This is a genomic window from Mammaliicoccus fleurettii (assembly GCF_003970575.1).
Taxonomy (GTDB): domain Bacteria; phylum Bacillota; class Bacilli; order Staphylococcales; family Staphylococcaceae; genus Mammaliicoccus; species Mammaliicoccus fleurettii.
Genome location: NZ_RXWZ01000064.1, coordinates 1 through 16,901, shown reverse-complemented (window position 1 = coordinate 16,901; position 16,901 = coordinate 1). Strand labels below are relative to the sequence as shown.

The following is a 16,901-nucleotide window of genomic DNA, read 5'->3' as shown; positions in this document are numbered from 1 at the left end:
ATTAATAACTCTATAGACATTTTTCTTACCAGGAACCGTAACTTTTTCTGCATTGTTAGAAATTTTAATACGATCTGAAAGTTCACCATTCTCATCTTCAATTGCCACAAGTTTGTATACAGCACCAAGAGCTGGTTGATCATATGCGGTAATAAGTTTAGTACCTACACCCCAAGCTGTAACTTTTGCTCCTTGTGCTTTTAAACTTGTGATTGTTTCTTCATCTAAGTCATTTGAAGCAAATATTTTTGCATCAGTGAATCCCGCTTCATCTAACATTCTTCTTGCTTCTTTAGATAAATACGCAATATCACCTGAGTCTAATCGAATACCTATAAAATTAATTTTATCGCCTAACTCTTTTGCTACTTTAATAGCGTTTGGTACACCGGATTTAAGTGTATGGAATGTATCTACGAGGAAAACACAATTTTTATGTCTTTCAGCATACTTTTTAAAAGCAATGTATTCATCATCATAAGTTTGTACCATTGAATGTGCATGTGTCCCAGAAATCGGAATACCAAATAATTTACCTGCTCTAACATTACTTGTTGAGTCAAAGCCCCCGATGACCGCTGCTCTTGCACCCCATATAGCAGCATCCATTTCTTGTGCTCTTCTTGTACCAAATTCCATGACAATTTCATCACGCACCACTTGCTTAATTCTACTTGCTTTCGTAGCAATTAAAGTTTGGAAATTCACGATATTTAATAGTGCTGTTTCAACTAGTTGAGCTTGAATTAATGGTGCTTCAACTCTAAGGAGAGGTTCATTATTAAAACATAACTCCCCTTCTTTCATCGCTCTAATGTTACCTGTAAAACGTAAAGCTTTTAAATAATCTAAATAATCATCTTGATATCCAATTTCTCTCAAGTATTCAATATCTGAATCTGTAAACTTGAAATTTTCAATAAATTGTACAATTCTCTCTAATCCACTAAAAATAGCATACCCACTATTAAATGGCATACTTCTAAAATATAGATCAAATATAGCTTTACGTTCATGAATCCCATCATTCCAATAAGTTTCGCCCATATTGATTTGATATAAATCCGTGTGTAACATTAAACTATCGTCTTCATATTTATACATTATTCAATACTCCTCAGGTTATATAATTTTATATTATTTTATCATACTTTCTAATTTAAATTTTAAAAAGTAACTTAAATATATCAACTCATTTATCTCTATGATAAAATACTTAAGATGTAAAATTAAGTGGGAGGCTAACAAATGAAAAATTCTTCATTCAAAAAATTATTTATTATACTTTCAATTATTGTAGCTATCTCCGGTTTCTCACAAGGAATGCTCTTACCATTAATTTCAGTAATATTTGAACGTAACGGGATCTCTAGTTCAGTAAACGGTATACATGCAACTTCTTTATATATTGGCGTATTTCTTTCTTCATTCTTTATTGAAGGACTAGTACGTAAATCCGGTTTTAAATATATGATACTAATTGGTGGCGCTATAGTTGCCTTATCTTTATTGTTATTCCCTACATTAAAAACTTTATCTATATGGTTTATTTTAAGACTTTTAATTGGTGTTGGTGATAACATGCTTCATTTTAGTACACAAACATGGTTAACACATATGACACCGAAACATAAACTTGGTAGAACAATTTCAGTATATGGATTCAGTTTTTCAGCAGGGTTTATGCTTGGACCTTTATTAGCTAAACTCGTAGACGTTTCAGAAGCATTACCATTTATTCTTTCAGCAATGCTCTCTATCATTACCATTTTGTTAGTACTTTTAATTCATAATGAATTTCCTTCATCGAATGTGCGTCCTATTAGCATGATTAATACATTGAAGAACTTCGGAGACGTCATAAAAACATCATGGATTGCTTTCATGTTTCCATTATTATATGGATTATTCGAAGCGGGACTACATAGTAACTTTCCAGTTTATGGTTTAAGAAATGGTCTTGATGTTACGAGTATCACATTAATATTACCAGCGTTCAGCTTAGGTGCTATTCTATTCCAAGTACCGTTAGGAATGTTTAGTGACATTCATGGTAGAAAAAAAGTATTACTCTGTTTAACTTTAATTGGAAGTATCATATTCCTCTTAGGTGACTTTTTACCTAATACAACCTTTATAATGATGGGATTATTTTTAATTGCAGGACTCTTTACAGGATCATTTTATGGTTTAGGTGTAAGTTATATGACAGACTTAACACCAAAGCATAACCTACCCGCTGGTAACTTAATGATCGCAATGTCATTCAGTATCGGTAGTATGATAGGACCAATATTAGGCGGAACAATTATTCAAATATCAAACGGAACGATATTCTTCACAATGATTGCTGTATTTGTATTTATCGTGTTCATATTACTATTAGTTCACCGAACACCACAACAAATAGAATAATATACGAAATATAAAATACGGAGGAACCAAATTGCATATGCAATTTGGTTTTTTTAATTTATAATTGTTTGATAATTTAAATATTCAGAACTTTCAATTGATTAGTTAGTTTATGCATGTTATAGTATCATTTATAATTAAAAAAATACTTTAACTTGGTAGAGAGTAAAAGCGAGGTTTATAATATGGATTATGTAAAATATAAAGATGACGTTATTAATAAGAAAGAAAAGGAACTTAAGTTCTTAAAGTATTTTAGTTCTAAAGATTTTGAAGTCATCGATATGAACTTCATTGAAAAACTACAATGGAAACAATTGACTCAGGATGATTTAAATAGTCTAGATACTAGAAGTATTTGGAAAAATGGTGATGCTTTTTATAGTTTAAGAAATGACTGGACTGATCAAATTCAGCATTATAGCCGCGAATATCAATTAAAAGCGTCTCGTGTCACATACGCTGGTCCTATTTCAATTAATGAACATATATTTACTAATTTAGGTGTAGAGATATTTAATCCAACAAGAAATGATATGTTGCAATGTTATCAGTACATTCATGATTTCATTCAAAAGGAACTTGAACTTAATGTAGACTTTGCAGTTATTGGTCATTATCAATTATTCGACCTTTTATTGCCTAAAGAAGAACAAACTGAAGAATTATTTCTAGCAATAAGTGAAAGAAATATTTCAAAAATTTCTAAATTACTTTCTCAAAACCATACTTTAGTTCAACTATTAAAAACACCAACACATCATCAATTAGATTTCTTAACGAATTTTGCTGATGTTGAACATCCAACATATAAATCGTTACAGTATTGGAAATCTACTCTTGAGGCATCAGGCATTAATCATATCCATTTAGATATTACAACGATGCCTCCAAAATCATATTATGTAGGAAGTTTTATACAACTTTATCAAAATAATAATCGTAACCCTATCGCATCGGGTGGACACTATAACGGTACTTTAGAAGGTTTCGGGTTCGGTATTCAATTAAATTAATTTAGGAGGTTATTATGTTAACAGTTGCGCTAAGTAAAGGACGTCTTTTAAAAGATTTTATTAAATTTATAGATTCAAATGGTAATTCAAAATGGTCAGATGCGCTTAATAAAAGAGAGCGTAAACTGCAAATCCAAGTCGAAAATGTCAGATTTATCTTAGTTAAAGGTCATGATGTACCAACTTATGTTGAACAAGGCATTGCTGATATTGGTATAACGGGCAGTGATATTCTTGATGAAAAAGACAAACTCAATGTTAATAACTTAGTTGATTTACCTTTTGGGTTTTGTCATTTTGCTGTTGCAAGTAAACCAGATGTTACAGAATATAAAAAAATTGCCACAACATATGTGAAAACTACTAAAGCATATTTTAAAAATAAAGGACAAGATGTTTCTATCATTCCCCTATCTGGTTCAGTAGAATTAGCTGCCGTTGTGAATATGGTTGATGCAATAGTTGATATTGTTCAAACTGGCACAACTTTAAAATCTAATGGACTTGTTGAAAAAGAATCTATTGGGGATATAAATGCAAAATTAATAACAAATAAACATGCTTTCTTTAGTAAATCTAATGTTATCGAATCATTTATAGAAGAAATTGGGGTGTCTATCAATGCTATCTAAAACACAGTTTATTAAACAATTTGAGCAAGACAGAATTGCTGATGAGCGTAATACTGAAAGTGTAAAAAACATCATTGAAGATGTAAAAACAAATAAAGATCAAGCAATATTTAAATATAATAAAAAATTTGATAATGTTGATCTAGAACAAATTGAAGTGCCTCAACATGAAATTAAGAACAGTATTAATCTTATCTCACATGAATTAAAATCAGCACTCGAAACGAGTCATAAATATATTAAAGCGTTTCAACAAAAAATAAAGCACGAAAATGTAACTACAGGACAAACTTATCAACTTTACCATCCAATTGAAAAAGTAGGTATTTATGTTCCAGGCGGAAAAGCAAGTTATCCTTCAACAGTTTTAATGACAGCTACTCTTGCAAAAGTAGCAAATGTTAAAGAAATCATAGTTGTTACCCCACCACAAAAAGATGGCATTGACCCAGCTATATTAGCAGCATGTCATATTACAGGGGTAAATCGTGTGTTTCAAGTAGGTGGTGCTCAAAGTATTGCAGCACTTGCATATGGTACAGAATCAATACCTAAAGTAGATAAAATTGTTGGTCCCGGTAATCAATATGTCTCACTAAGTAAACAATTACTATATGGTGTAGTTGGTATTGATCAAATAGCTGGTCCAAGTGAAATTGCACTTATTGCTGATGAGCATTCAAATGTGGACTATATCATTCAAGATATTTTAGCTCAAGCTGAACACGATGAACAAGCTCGAACTTTCTTATTATCAACAGATCAGTCATTTTTAAGTAAAGTTAATCAAAAGCTTCAACAAGCAATAGATCTAGCACCTAGAAAAAACATTATTGAGAAAAGCATAAAAAACTTTCATTATCCTATTTTAACAACAGATATTAATGAAACGATTGAAGTCGTAAATTATATCGCACCAGAACATTTATCTATTCAAACGACTGAACCAGACTTATATATTGGCAAAATTAAATATGTTGGCGCAATGTTTTTAGGTCAATACTCACCTGAAGCAATTGGTGATTACGCTGCAGGTCCAAGTCATGTTCTACCTACAGATCAGACAGCAAGGTTTTCAAATGGTCTTACTGTAAATGATTTCTTAACTAGCCACTCTGTTATTCATCTTGATGAACATGCTTATCAAGAAATTGCGCCAAGTGCAATTGCATTAGCTGAAGAAGAAGGTTTATACCAACATAAACAATCATTAGAAGTAAGATTAACAAACAACAAGGAGTCGTGAAATATGATTAGAATTAACAAAAACGAAAGTCCAATTCCTGCTTTGGATGAAGAAATATTAAAAGAAATTATATCCAATTCAGATTTTAACTTTTACCCTGATGAAGAATATGATGCATTTATTAATGCTTATGCTAATTATTATCAATTATCACCTAATCAAATTTCAGCAGCAAATGGTTCTGATGAATGGATTCAAAAATGTATGATTGCTTTACCAGATGGTCCAGTATTAACATTGAACCCTGACTTTTTCATGTACACAGCATATGCTCATCAAATTAATCGCCCTATCCATTATGTTGACGCTGAACAAGACTATACATTTTCATTAGACAAAATCAAAAATGAAATACGTCGTATCAAACCAGCATTTTTTATTATGAGTGTTCCACATAATCCTTCAGGTATTCAATACTCTCCAGAATTTTTAGAAGAAATTTCTGAGTTGATGAAGGAAATCGGAGGATACTTTGTTATTGATGAGGCATATTTAGATTTTGGTGATGCTTATGAAATCGAATTGAAAGATCACATCATTCAAATGAGGACATTAAGTAAAGCATTCGCACTTGCCGGATTAAGAGTTGGTATAGTTATTTCTACGAAAAAAACGATTCAAACTTTAAATAGTATTGCACATCCCTATCCTTTAAATACTTTAACTTTAACAATAGCGACTGCGCTATTTAATGATAAGGACCTTGTAAGCTCTTTATTGAACCGACAAAGACAATTATGTGTAAAACTTAGAACAATATTCGAAAATAATGTAAGTGACATTATTAATGTTTTGCCATCAAAAACAAATTTCGTATTAACATATGGTAACTTAGCTCAAGATTTAGGCAAATATATTTATAGTAAAGGGTTTTTACCTAGGTTTTATGATGAACCTAACATGAAGCAAACTGTACGCTACTCTATCGCAACTGAACCACAGTTAGAAGACTTAGAAAAAGTCGTAAAAGAATGGAGGCAAAGATATGACTTATCAAAAAGCAAGATCAACTAAAGAAACGGATATTAATATTCAATTGTTATTTAATGATGAAGCATCTCAAATTAATACTGGTGTAGGATTTTTAGATCATATGCTCACTTTATTTAGTTTTCATAGTGGTATAACTTTAAAAGTAAATGTAGATGGTGATACACATGTAGATGACCATCATACAGTTGAAGATATAGGTATTGTAATTGGTCAATTACTTTTAGAAGCAATTATAGACAAAAAATCATTTAGTAGGTATGGCACTTTTTATATTCCAATGGATGAAACCCTAGCGCGTGTTGTAACAGATATTAGCGGTCGTCCCTTCTTATCATTTAATGCACAATTTTCTCGTGAAAAAGTTGGAACTTTTGATACTGAACTTGTAGAAGAATTTTTTAGAGCACTTGTAATTAATGCTAGATTAACAACACATATAGATTTAATTAGAGGTGGTAACACGCATCATGAAATTGAAGCTATATTTAAAGCATTTGCAAGAAGTTTAAAAATTGCCTTAAGTAAAGATGATTTCGATGGTGTCCCATCATCTAAGGGTGTGATTGAATAATGATAGCAATTATCGATTACGGTTTAGGTAATATTAAAAATATTGAACGTGCCCTTCTTCATTTAGGTTATGAAGCTGAATTAACATCAGACATTACGACTATAAAAAATAGTACACATGTAGTGTTACCTGGTGTTGGTCATTTCAAAGATGCAATGAATCAATTACAAAAAAGTGGTTTAGATAAAGTACTTAATGAAATAAAAGATACACATAGAATTATTGGAATCTGTTTAGGCATGCAAGTTCTATTTGAATTTAGCGAGGAAGGTGCTACTAAAGGACTCGGTCTACTTGAAGGTAAAGTTAAACCTATAGAAAGTCCCTATCCAGTACCACATTTAGGTTGGAATAATTTACAAAGTGAGCATCTTATATTAAATGGTGATGTTTATTTTATACATTCATATCACGTTTCAACTAATTCACCTGTTATAGCGACTGCAGATTATGGGCAACCGATTACTGCAATTGTTCAACAAAAAAATATTATTGGCATTCAATTTCATCCTGAAAAAAGTGGTGACTATGGACTTGAAATTTTAGATTTAGCATTGAAAGAGGGGTTTTTAAATGATTGAAATATGGCCAGCAATTGATTTAATTGATTCAACAAGTGTGAGATTAACTGAAGGTAAATATGATTCAAAGGAATCCATGGCACGCACAGCCGAAGAAGCCATCGCCTTCTATTCAAAATTTGACCAAGTCTCTAGAATTCATGTTATCGATTTAATAGGAGCAAAAAAACAGCAACCAACAGAAGCGGACTACATAGAACAACTTGTTAATTTAACACATTTACCAATTGAAGTTGGTGGTGGCATTAGAAGCATCGACACGATTCAATCATATTTCGACAAAGGAATTGAATACATCATTGTCGGAACAAAAGGTATTCAAGATTTAAATTGGTTAAAACAAATTACAAACCAGTTTCCAAACAAAATATATTTATCTGTTGATGCATACGTTGAAGAAATCAAATTAAACGGTTGGATTGAAGATGCAGGTATGAATCTATTCGACTTCATTAAAAGAATTGAACATCTTCCAATCGGAGGTATTATTTATACTGACATATCAAAAGATGGTAAGTTATCTGGACCTAACTTTGAGTTAACTGGCAAATTAGTACAATCAACTTCAATTCCAATTATTGCATCTGGTGGAATAAGAAACAAAGATGATATCGATCAACTTAATCAATTAAATGTCCATGCAGCTATAGTTGGAAAAGCAGCAAATACTGATGAATTCTGGGAGGGTATTTCATGATCAAGAAAAGAATCATCCCTTGTTTAGATGTAAAAGAAGGTCGAGTCGTTAAAGGTATAAAATTTAAAGGATTAAGAGATATAGGGCACCCGGTTGAATTAGCAGAATATTATAATCAAGAAGCAGCAGATGAACTCGTGTTTTTAGACATATCTAAAACTGAAAATGGACATCAAATGATGTTAGATATTATTAGTCAAACTGCTTCTAAACTTTTTATCCCTCTAACTATTGGTGGAGGCATAAGTACTCTAGACGATATTTCTACCCTTCTAAATCATGGTGCTGATAAAATTTCTTTAAACTCAAGTGCTTTACGTCATCCTAATTTCATACGTGAAGCAAGTGACAAGTTTGGAAAACAATGTATTTGTATAGCTGTTGATGCTAAGTGGGAAGAACAACTTCAAGATTGGTATTGCTATACTCACGGTGGTAAACAAAGAACAGATAAACGTGTGCTAGACTGGGTCAAAGAAGTAGAAAGTTTAGGCGCAGGTGAATTGCTTGTAACAAGTATGGATTATGATGGTGTTAAACAAGGCTTCGACCACAAATTATTAAGCGAAATTACTAAACTCGTAAACATTCCAGTCATCGCTTCAGGAGGCGGAGGTAATAGTCAACATTTTGTCGATTTATTCACAGAAACAGACGTATCAGCTGGACTTGCTGCTAGTATCTTCCATGATAAAGAAACAACAATTCAAGCCGTTAAAACACATTTATCTAACGAAGGAGTGAATGTACGATGAGTCAATTAACACCTGATTTTTCAAAAGGTTTAGTGCCTGCAATATTGCAACATTACCAATCAGGTCAAGTACTAATGCTTGGCTATATGAATGAAGAAGCTTATAACTTAACAGTTCAAGAAAAAGTGTGCTGGTTTTATTCAAGAAGTAAAAATCGTCTTTGGAAAAAAGGCGAATCTTCAAATAATATTCAACATGTTTTAGATATAAAATTAGATTGTGACCAAGATACAATTTTATTACAAGTTAATCCAGATGGACCAACTTGTCATACTGGTTCGATTAGTTGTTTCAATACCGATGAACCTTATTCTCTTGAATCGTTAGAGTCAACAATTCAAGAAAGTGTAAACTCAAATAATCAAAAATCTTATACTAACTATTTGTTATCTGAAGGTATAGATAAAATTACAAAAAAATTTGGTGAAGAATCTTTCGAAGTTGTTATAGCTGCTATGAAACATGATAACTTGGAACTAACTAATGAAGTAGCAGATGTACTTTACCACCTATTTGTTCTTCTTCATGATCGAGGCGTGAAATTTGAAGAAGTAGTTGATGTATTGAAAGAACGTCACAAAAAATCAGGTAATTTCAAAGGTGAACGCAAGAATATTAATAATTGGTAATTTGTCATAAATCACATATTGCCAAAATATAGTAGTCGCTTATACTAGTACATAGAGGTGTAATTATGATACAAGAAAAAGCGACTACTTTTATTATAGATATGTATAAAGAACTTAATATAGATGAAACAAAAGCGCATAAAAGAATTCAAGAAATACAAGATGAAATAAATCAAACAGGAACATATACACATAATAAAGATGAACTTGAGTATGGTGCTAAAGTAGCGTGGAGAAATTCTAATAGATGTATAGGACGCCTTTTTTGGGACAAATTAACTGTCAGAGATTTAAGACATATCAATAGTGAAAAACAATTTCTACACTCTATTGAAGAACATATTGAACAAGCTACAAATAATGGCAAAATTAAACCTATGATTAGTATATACTCTAATCAAATTGAAATTAAGAATGAACAGCTTATCCGATATGCTGGGTATGAAAATTATGGTGATCCTAAGTCGAGAGAAACCACTCAACTCGCTCAACACCTAAATTGGCAAGGTAAGCATTCTGACTTTGATATACTCCCACTTATTTATCGTATTAATAAACAACCGCTGCAATTCCACTCTTATACTGAAGGATTAATTAAAGAAGTATCAATCAAACATGAGCAATTTCCTGCTTTAGAAAAGTTGCAATTAAAATGGTATGCAGTACCTATCATATCTAATATGGATTTAGAAATTGGTGGGCTTTATTATCATACTGCTCCATTTAATGGTTGGTATATGGAAACTGAAATTGGGGTTAGAAACTTTACAGATGAATATCGTTATGACAAATTGAAAGATATAGCTGAAGCTTTTAATTTAGATACATCAACAACATCAAGTTATTGGAGAGATAAAGCTTTAGTAGAATTTAACTACGCTGTTTTTCATTCGTTTAAACAATCTGGAGTTTCAATAGTAGATCATTACAACGCATCAAAGCAGTTTAAAAAGTTCGAAGACAATGAAAATAATGTTAATAGAAAAGTTACAGGTAAATGGAGTTGGCTAGCTCCCCCCCTTTCACCCTCACTTGTACATAATTATCATAAAGGCTATGATAATGAAATGAGAAGTCCTAACTTTTTATATAAACAAACAGAACAAGGTTGTCCATTCCATTAGAAAGGAAGTATTTTATGAAATTATATTATTTAGGGCCATTAGGAACATTTTCACATATGGCTGCATTAAAATATAAACAAAATGAAATAGAAGAATATATACCAAAATCAAATTTATACGAAGTTGTTAAAGCAATAGAAACAGATCCACAAAATATAGCAATTGCTCCTATAGAAAATTCTATAGAAGGAACGATTAACATTATTGCAGACTCATTAACCGAACAAAAAATTCATGTTATAGATGAATTACATTTAGACATTTCCTTTTCACTTTATGTTAAAAAGGGAACAAAATTAGAAGATATAAATGAAGTCGTTTCAATCGCACCAGCTATTAATCAGACTTCAAAATTCATTAAGAATCATAACTTTACATATCGGTATTCAGACAGTACAGTACAAAGTTTAGATGAGATAGATGATCATACTGCTGCAATTGCACCAATTAGTTTAGAAGAAACTAATAATGAAATAATCGCTCTACACCAACATATTGAAGACTATCCACATAACACAACAAGGTTTTTAGTACTATCTGCTCAAGAAAAACCAGTTAAAAAAGCAACAGACAGTATATTATTGATCACTCCAGATCAAGATAAACCTGGTCTACTAGCAAGTATATTAAATACATTTGCACTATTTAACATTAACCTTTCATGGATTGAATCACGCCCACTAAAGACTCAACTTGGAATGTATCATTTCTTTGTACAGGCTGATTGTAGTGCAGATGATGTAGAAATGAAAAAAGTTATTACGATATTGAAAACCTTAGAATTTAATGTGAAAGTACTAGGTAATTTTGATAAACATATATAAAAAGAGTGGGACAGAAATCTGATTTTATTAAAAGATTTCTTCGTCCCACTCTTTTATTTATTTACTATTTCTATGACCCGTTTCGTATTTATTTATCCATTCTTTTACTGTAACTTTTTCACTCAACTCACCAATCAAACCATAGGGAATCGTTTTTGTATTTGTAAATCTGATGCAACTTTTACCCATGTTTAATTTCGTTGGAACTCGTTCTGCATATTCACGTTCAAACCATTCTTTGAGTTCTTCCATTCCATACAATCCCATATGATATAAGGCAATATGATTTTTTTGAACGCCTATACTAATAAATGGCAGTGGTTCGTCAGTTCTATTTAAGTAACCTTTTGGATAAGTATTAAGTGGTACTACAAATGTAGGCATGCCATATTGTAATACTGGTTCAAATCCAATTGGAAGATGTTCTTGAATTACTTCATACAATTTAATATAAGCTTCTTTTCTTTTTGCATCGATTTGATCAATATAACTTTCTATTTCATTCATTAGATACACCTCTTATATTTGTATTAGTCTATCTACTTTATCTTTGTCAATGCGCGTTAAATGCTTATTATTCATCAAATATATATCAGTTGATTTTATGAATTTAATGTTATTTGAAGTGTCTCCTTCAAAATGATTATTGAAAATATAAATATCTTTATTCTTAACTTTTTCATAACTCTTAACGAGAATACTTTGTTTACTTTTAATGTTTTTAAATGTATTTTCTCCAATTAATAATGTTGAACCTGCTTGTCCACCTCTATCAAACTGATTAATATCTAATGAATATTTACCGGTCGGTACTGCTAAATACCGGACGCCACCTTCACAATCAATAAATGTATTATTTGTTACTGTTGTTTCTTTTGATTTTAAAAGTGTAACCGCAAAATCTCCTAAGCCTTCAAATGTATTATTTTGAATATGAATATTTTCATAAAACGCATTATACATACTTGCATGTGAACCAACCGCCCTGTTCCATGCTGACATATTTGGATCTCCAGAGTTTCCAAAATAACAATTTTCTATTAAGACATTTTTAGTAATCGTACCATCAGGTGCTCCAAACTTAGGAAATGCACCCTTAGTTTGTATATCTATCTGTACCGCTTCACTAAATAGTCTCTTACCACTATCATCTCGAAATCCTAAAAATTTACACTTACTCACATAAAAACCATCTAAACCACACGCATCAATTGCATGTCCACCTACAACATTTTTAAAAGTTACGTTATGAATTTGAATATTGCTAGCATGACCTATCGACATAATCGTATTGTTAGTATTATTAGTATGTCCATACGCATCGAAAGTTCCACCAATAATATTTATATTACTATGGCCGTTATATCCATAGTATTTTTTAAATTTATGACCATTTTTCAACATTGCATTAGATGATTTTCTTATAAGAGTTGCCTCATCATCTAGAATAAGTGTTGTATTTTCATAAATAACTAATTCATAAATGATATGGTAAACACCTTTTGGGATATAAACAGTTACTGGTCCTTTTCTTGCTTGTAACAATGCTAATTGGATACCAATTGTATCGGTTAACCCACACCCACCTTTAGCACCATAATTTTTCACGTTAACTATATTCTTCATACTTCATAACCACCTTAATATAGCGTATACTTTCATATATATTCATATTACACTGAAATTAAATTATAGACAATTAGGGGGAATTTAATTGAAGAAAGCATTAATAGTTGTAGATTATTCAAATGATTTTGTTGCTACTGATGGGAAACTAACTTGTGGTGAACCTGGTCAAAAAATCGAAAAAAATATATATAACAAAATTGAAGATTATAATACTAATCAAGATTTAATTTTTTATTTAATGGATTACCATTTTGAAAATGATCCTTATCATCCTGAAACGAAACTCTTTCCACCCCATAATATTAAGGGAACGAACGGTAGAGAATTATACAACACATTAAAATCTCAATACGAAGAAATCCAAAATTCCAAAAATGTATTTTGGTTAGATAAAACAAGATATAGTGCATTTTTCGGTACGAATCTAGATAGTTTGTTAAGAGAAAGAGCAGTTGATACTGTTGAGATAGTTGGTGTCTGTACTGATATTTGTGTACTCCATACTGCTATAGACGCTTATAATCTGAATTATAAAATTCATATTCCTAAAAATTGTGTAGCCTCATTTAATCAAGCTGGGCATGATTGGGCACTTACACATTTTGAAAATAGTATAGGCGCGTTTGTAGAATAGACAAGATGTTCGTGGTAAAATAAAGTGACAGAATATTCAAAGCTAAAGGAGAATTTACATTGGTAAACACATTTATATTTGGACATAAGAATCCAGACACAGACACTATTGCTTCAGCATTAGTAATGGAAGATTTACAAAAAGAACTTGGAAATGATGTTCAAGCAGTTAGACTTGGAGAAATTTCTGACGAAACACAATACGCATTAGATTATTTCAAAGTTGATGCACCTGCATTATTAGAAACACCTTTAAAAGGTAAAGACGTTATTTTAGTTGACCATAACGAATTCCAACAAAGTGCAGATGATATTACAGATGCGACTATAACAATGGTAGTTGATCATCATCGTATTAGTAATTTTGAAACTGGTGCCCCATTATATTACAGAGCTGAGCCAGTTGGTTGTACAACTACAATCCTTAAAAAAATGTACAATGAAAACAGTATAGAAATTAAACCTGAATTTGCTGGATTAATGATTTCAGCTATTATTTCTGACACACTTCTATTTAAATCACCAACATGTACAGACCAAGATAAAAAAGCTTGTGAAGAATTAGCTGAAATTGCCAATGTTGATTTAAATGAATATGGATTAGAAATGCTTAAAGCTGGTGCTTCAGTTAAAGGTAAAACACCAGAATTTTTATTAAATATGGATGCTAAATCATTCAACATGGGTGACAAACTTGTACGTATCGCTCAAGTTAACACTGTAGATGTAAAAGAAGTTCTTGAAATTCAAGAAGATGTTGAAAATGAAATCAACGCAATAATTGCAAATGAACAATACGATTTATTCGTATTTGTTATTACTGATATATTAAACAGTGATTCAACAGTGATTGCTTTAGGTAAAGAACAACAAGCAGTTGCAAAAGCATTTAATACTGAATTAAATGGTAATGTAGCAGTATTACCTGGCGTTGTGTCACGTAAGAAACAAGTTGTACCACCAATCGATGAATTATTAGGTAAATAATTTATAAGGAGTGTGATTGCAATGGAAATCAAACAAGGTACAAACAAGTTTTATGTAGGTAACTCGGAAAATGATTTTGAGGCAGAAATTACGTATCAAGATTTGGATGGTAAGACGCTCGTTGTAGATCATACATTTGTTGACCCTTCTTTAAGAGGTCACGGAATGGCTAGAAAGCTAGTTGATATTGTAATTGATAAAGCACGATCAGAAGGTAAAGTTATTGATCCAGTATGCCCTTACGTTCAAGATGTTATGACTAAAGACCAAAGCACACACGACGTATTAAAAAAATAATGATAAGAGTCCGGATATAATTCCTAACTCAAAAAAATAAGCATATCACGTAACTGAATTTTTAAAGTATACAGTGATATGCTTATTTTTTAAATCTGCTTATACTGTACCTCTTATCAGCAATTTCTCTGTAACCTGCTTATACTGGTACTCTTATCAGCTATTTTACTGAAACTTGCTTTTACTACACCTCTTATCAGCAATTTTGCTGAAACTTGCTTATACTGGTACTCTTAAAAGTGCGCCGGGTAATGCATGAGGATAAAAATAGTGGCTTAGGAAATACTATGGACTGTAAACAAATTGAGCTTAAATTTATAGGTTCAGTTTGTTGATATTTGGAATTTTTTAGCGCTGACTCCTGGGGAAAAGCATGATTCGAAGACTACAGGCTGAGAACATGCCCGCGGAAAGCATGCGCATAAAAAATACCAACAAAGTTCTAAGACTTTGCTGGTACTCTGATGGTAGCTCTACAAGTTACTTATATGAATTTATAAAAATTTAAAGCATAACTCTCAAAACATTTTCACTATATATTGAAGTATTAATTCCAGAATATTATATTTCGGTACTTTCCAGCACTCTCTTTAACAATGATTTGTACTGTGGCTTAGCTTTCTCTGTTGTACATTTATTTATAGGTGGATATTTTAAGTCTTGTGCGTCTTCTAAAGTAACTTCATCTATGTAATTTGATGCTTCTTCATAATCATAACAGCTTGGAAAAGCATATTTATGATTAAAATGATCAACGACAACTCTTGTTGTTGAAGATGGTTCTTGTTTAAATGGAACTAATGTAACCATTAATAATATAACTATACATAGAATACTTACAATCGCAAAAACTTTTTTAGACATTAAATTCTACCCCTATTTGCTTTCTTATTTCATCTAATACTTTTATAGTGTTTAATGTTCTTTCATGTGTGTTAATAGTTGATTCTATTTTATTTTCTTTGACACATTTCATAAATTCTATAATTTCTTCTTTCATTGTATATGTTTCGTCCCCTGTAAACTCGTTCAATAGCTCTCCATCTCTATTAAACACTTTTATATTAGACGGGGCACTAATTTTATCTATCATCACATAACCATTTTCTCCAATAATTTCTGAAGGGCTAACTCTATCGCATATTTTAGAATAACTAATTGTTGCTTGGAATGTATTAAAATCGAGTATTGCATTTCCTTGTCCGTCTGCTCCGGTATCAAGTTTAAATCCATTTGCTCGAATATTTTCAGGCATACCAAACAAATGTATAATTGGCGCTACAGTATAAACTCCAAGATCCATTAATGCACCATTACCAAGTTCTGGTTTAAATGCATTTTCAACAATACCATTCTTATATTTATCATATCTTGATGAATATTGATGATAATGAAAATCTGCATATCGTATTTCACCAATATCAATTTTTGCATTTGTAAATTCTACAAATGGAGATAATAATGTTGACTTCATTGCTTCCATAACAGTAACATTATATTCACTAGCAAGTTTTGAAAGGGTCTCAAATTGTGCTTGGATTATAGTTGCTGGTTTTTCGATTATGACATGCTTTTTATTTTTTATGGCTAATGCTGCCTGCTCAAAATGAAATGCATTAGGCGAAGCAATATATACCGCTTCAAAGTTTGGTGATTCACAAAATTGTTCTAGATTTGTAAATGTTTCAATTAGTTGGTGCTTTTCTTTATAATAGTTTGCTCTTTCATCTGTACGTGAAAATACAGCATATGGCTCAAAACCTTCTACTTGACTACCATTTTCAATGAATTTGTCACTAATCCAGTTCGTACCTATAAATCCAAATTTCATATAGTTTCACCTTTTCATAATATATTCTTAATAAAATGGTC

Annotated in this window: 20 protein-coding genes; 15 read left to right on the top strand and 5 right to left on the bottom strand. The window is 31.3% G+C overall.

Annotated elements, in window-relative coordinates:
* On the bottom strand, positions 1-1,104 hold a 1,104-nt coding region (locus CD129_RS05640; protein WP_126577735.1), incomplete at its 3' end, for a nicotinate phosphoribosyltransferase.
* A gap of 144 nt (positions 1,105-1,248) precedes the next feature.
* On the opposite strand from CD129_RS05640, the gene CD129_RS05635 reads away from it, so the two are divergent.
* The 12 genes from CD129_RS05635 (at position 1,249) to CD129_RS05580 (ending at position 11,483) form a co-directional block, all read left to right on the top strand.
* A complete protein-coding gene (locus CD129_RS05635; RefSeq protein WP_115337264.1) occupies positions 1,249-2,415 on the top strand; it encodes an MFS transporter in 1,167 nt (388 codons plus the stop codon).
* A 185-nt stretch (positions 2,416-2,600) separates the two neighbouring features.
* Positions 2,601-3,431, top strand: a complete 831-nt coding sequence (locus CD129_RS05630) for an ATP phosphoribosyltransferase regulatory subunit (RefSeq protein WP_078358217.1) — start codon at positions 2,601-2,603, stop codon at positions 3,429-3,431.
* 14 nt (positions 3,432-3,445) lie between these two features.
* Positions 3,446-4,063 (top strand): ATP phosphoribosyltransferase, encoded by a 618-nt coding sequence (gene hisG / locus CD129_RS05625; protein WP_078358216.1) that lies wholly within the window; start codon positions 3,446-3,448, stop codon positions 4,061-4,063.
* The gene (hisD, locus tag CD129_RS05620; RefSeq protein WP_115337263.1) at positions 4,053-5,309 is read left to right on the top strand and encodes a histidinol dehydrogenase; all 1,257 of its coding nucleotides are present in this window, start codon (positions 4,053-4,055) and stop codon (positions 5,307-5,309) included. The genes hisG and hisD overlap by 11 nt, the downstream gene beginning before the upstream one ends.
* Positions 5,310-5,312: 3 nt before the next feature.
* Entirely contained in the window at positions 5,313-6,323 is a 1,011-nt protein-coding gene (locus CD129_RS05615) for a pyridoxal phosphate-dependent aminotransferase (protein ID WP_078358214.1), read from the top strand.
* Complete coding sequence (gene hisB, locus CD129_RS05610; RefSeq protein WP_107509917.1) at positions 6,295-6,873, top strand: imidazoleglycerol-phosphate dehydratase HisB; 579 nt, start codon at positions 6,295-6,297, stop codon at positions 6,871-6,873. The genes CD129_RS05615 and hisB overlap by 29 nt, the downstream gene beginning before the upstream one ends.
* On the top strand, positions 6,873-7,454 hold the full coding sequence (hisH, locus tag CD129_RS05605) for an imidazole glycerol phosphate synthase subunit HisH (protein ID WP_115337262.1): 582 nt from the start codon (positions 6,873-6,875) through the stop codon (positions 7,452-7,454). The genes hisB and hisH overlap by 1 nt, the downstream gene beginning before the upstream one ends.
* Positions 7,447-8,151 carry a 1-(5-phosphoribosyl)-5-((5-phosphoribosylamino)methylideneamino)imidazole-4-carboxamide isomerase gene (hisA, locus tag CD129_RS05600; protein WP_078358207.1) on the top strand — a complete coding sequence of 235 codons (705 nt, stop codon included), beginning with the start codon at positions 7,447-7,449 and terminating at the stop codon, positions 8,149-8,151. The genes hisH and hisA overlap by 8 nt, the downstream gene beginning before the upstream one ends.
* Positions 8,148-8,906, top strand: coding sequence for an imidazole glycerol phosphate synthase subunit HisF (gene hisF, locus CD129_RS05595; protein WP_115337261.1), 759 nt, complete (start codon positions 8,148-8,150; stop codon positions 8,904-8,906). The genes hisA and hisF overlap by 4 nt, the downstream gene beginning before the upstream one ends.
* On the top strand, positions 8,903-9,535 hold the full coding sequence (gene hisIE / locus CD129_RS05590) for a bifunctional phosphoribosyl-AMP cyclohydrolase/phosphoribosyl-ATP diphosphatase HisIE (protein WP_078358202.1): 633 nt from the start codon (positions 8,903-8,905) through the stop codon (positions 9,533-9,535). Before hisF ends, hisIE begins: the two co-directional genes overlap by 4 nt.
* A 65-nt stretch (positions 9,536-9,600) precedes the next feature.
* Complete coding sequence (locus CD129_RS05585; protein ID WP_078358199.1) at positions 9,601-10,659, top strand: nitric oxide synthase oxygenase; 1,059 nt, start codon at positions 9,601-9,603, stop codon at positions 10,657-10,659.
* A gap of 14 nt (positions 10,660-10,673) precedes the next feature.
* Positions 10,674-11,483, top strand: a complete 810-nt coding sequence (locus CD129_RS05580) for a prephenate dehydratase (RefSeq protein ID WP_115337260.1) — start codon at positions 10,674-10,676, stop codon at positions 11,481-11,483.
* A 57-nt stretch (positions 11,484-11,540) separates the two neighbouring features.
* Here CD129_RS05580 and CD129_RS05575 read toward each other — a convergent pair whose 3' ends face one another.
* Both CD129_RS05575 and CD129_RS05570 read right to left on the bottom strand, forming a co-directional pair.
* Complete coding sequence (locus CD129_RS05575; RefSeq protein WP_115337259.1) at positions 11,541-11,990, bottom strand: DUF1801 domain-containing protein; 450 nt, start codon at positions 11,988-11,990, stop codon at positions 11,541-11,543.
* Between the two features lie 12 nt (positions 11,991-12,002).
* Positions 12,003-13,109, bottom strand: a complete 1,107-nt coding sequence (locus CD129_RS05570; protein ID WP_078358190.1) for a glycosyl hydrolase family 28-related protein — start codon at positions 13,107-13,109, stop codon at positions 12,003-12,005.
* Positions 13,110-13,197: 88 nt separating this feature from the next.
* Between CD129_RS05570 and CD129_RS05565 the strand changes: the two genes are divergently transcribed.
* Genes CD129_RS05565 through CD129_RS05555 form a run of 3 tightly spaced genes read left to right on the top strand, consistent with a single transcriptional unit; the run spans position 13,198 to position 15,029 of the window.
* On the top strand, positions 13,198-13,746 hold the full coding sequence (locus CD129_RS05565; RefSeq protein ID WP_078358188.1) for a cysteine hydrolase family protein: 549 nt from the start codon (positions 13,198-13,200) through the stop codon (positions 13,744-13,746).
* Between the two features lie 59 nt (positions 13,747-13,805).
* Positions 13,806-14,732 carry a manganese-dependent inorganic pyrophosphatase gene (locus tag CD129_RS05560; RefSeq protein WP_115337258.1) on the top strand — a complete coding sequence of 309 codons (927 nt, stop codon included), beginning with the start codon at positions 13,806-13,808 and terminating at the stop codon, positions 14,730-14,732.
* A gap of 21 nt (positions 14,733-14,753) precedes the next feature.
* Positions 14,754-15,029, top strand: a complete 276-nt coding sequence (locus CD129_RS05555; RefSeq protein ID WP_078358185.1) for a GNAT family N-acetyltransferase — start codon at positions 14,754-14,756, stop codon at positions 15,027-15,029.
* Between the two features lie 561 nt (positions 15,030-15,590).
* Here CD129_RS05555 and CD129_RS05550 read toward each other — a convergent pair.
* Both CD129_RS05550 and CD129_RS05545 read right to left on the bottom strand, forming a co-directional pair.
* Positions 15,591-15,893 carry a hypothetical protein gene (locus CD129_RS05550; RefSeq protein ID WP_115337257.1) on the bottom strand — a complete coding sequence of 101 codons (303 nt, stop codon included), beginning with the start codon at positions 15,891-15,893 and terminating at the stop codon, positions 15,591-15,593.
* Positions 15,886-16,860, bottom strand: coding sequence for a Gfo/Idh/MocA family protein (locus CD129_RS05545; protein WP_078358474.1), 975 nt, complete (start codon positions 16,858-16,860; stop codon positions 15,886-15,888). Before CD129_RS05545 ends, CD129_RS05550 begins: the two co-directional genes overlap by 8 nt.
* Positions 16,861-16,901: the final 41 nt, after the last annotated feature.

Excerpts from the sequence above, each read along its gene's own strand:
- CD129_RS05635 (WP_115337264.1), top strand. The coding sequence starts at position 1,249 with ATGAAAAATTCTTCATTCAAAAAATTATTTATTATACTTTCAATTATT.
- CD129_RS05630 (WP_078358217.1), top strand. The coding sequence starts at position 2,601 with ATGGATTATGTAAAATATAAAGATGACGTTATTAATAAGAAAGAAAAG.
- hisG (WP_078358216.1), top strand. The coding sequence starts at position 3,446 with ATGTTAACAGTTGCGCTAAGTAAAGGACGTCTTTTAAAAGATTTTATT.
- hisD (WP_115337263.1), top strand. The coding sequence starts at position 4,053 with ATGCTATCTAAAACACAGTTTATTAAACAATTTGAGCAAGACAGAATT.
- CD129_RS05615 (WP_078358214.1), top strand. The coding sequence starts at position 5,313 with ATGATTAGAATTAACAAAAACGAAAGTCCAATTCCTGCTTTGGATGAA.
- hisB (WP_107509917.1), top strand. The coding sequence starts at position 6,295 with ATGACTTATCAAAAAGCAAGATCAACTAAAGAAACGGATATTAATATT.
- hisH (WP_115337262.1), top strand. The coding sequence starts at position 6,873 with ATGATAGCAATTATCGATTACGGTTTAGGTAATATTAAAAATATTGAA.
- hisA (WP_078358207.1), top strand. The coding sequence starts at position 7,447 with ATGATTGAAATATGGCCAGCAATTGATTTAATTGATTCAACAAGTGTG.
- hisF (WP_115337261.1), top strand. The coding sequence starts at position 8,148 with ATGATCAAGAAAAGAATCATCCCTTGTTTAGATGTAAAAGAAGGTCGA.
- hisIE (WP_078358202.1), top strand. The coding sequence starts at position 8,903 with ATGAGTCAATTAACACCTGATTTTTCAAAAGGTTTAGTGCCTGCAATA.
- CD129_RS05585 (WP_078358199.1), top strand. The coding sequence starts at position 9,601 with ATGATACAAGAAAAAGCGACTACTTTTATTATAGATATGTATAAAGAA.
- CD129_RS05580 (WP_115337260.1), top strand. The coding sequence starts at position 10,674 with ATGAAATTATATTATTTAGGGCCATTAGGAACATTTTCACATATGGCT.
- CD129_RS05575 (WP_115337259.1), bottom strand. The coding sequence starts at position 11,990 with ATGAATGAAATAGAAAGTTATATTGATCAAATCGATGCAAAAAGAAAA.
- CD129_RS05570 (WP_078358190.1), bottom strand. The coding sequence starts at position 13,109 with ATGAAGAATATAGTTAACGTGAAAAATTATGGTGCTAAAGGTGGGTGT.
- CD129_RS05555 (WP_078358185.1), top strand. The coding sequence starts at position 14,754 with ATGGAAATCAAACAAGGTACAAACAAGTTTTATGTAGGTAACTCGGAA.
- CD129_RS05550 (WP_115337257.1), bottom strand. The coding sequence starts at position 15,893 with ATGTCTAAAAAAGTTTTTGCGATTGTAAGTATTCTATGTATAGTTATA.
- CD129_RS05545 (WP_078358474.1), bottom strand. The coding sequence starts at position 16,860 with ATGAAATTTGGATTTATAGGTACGAACTGGATTAGTGACAAATTCATT.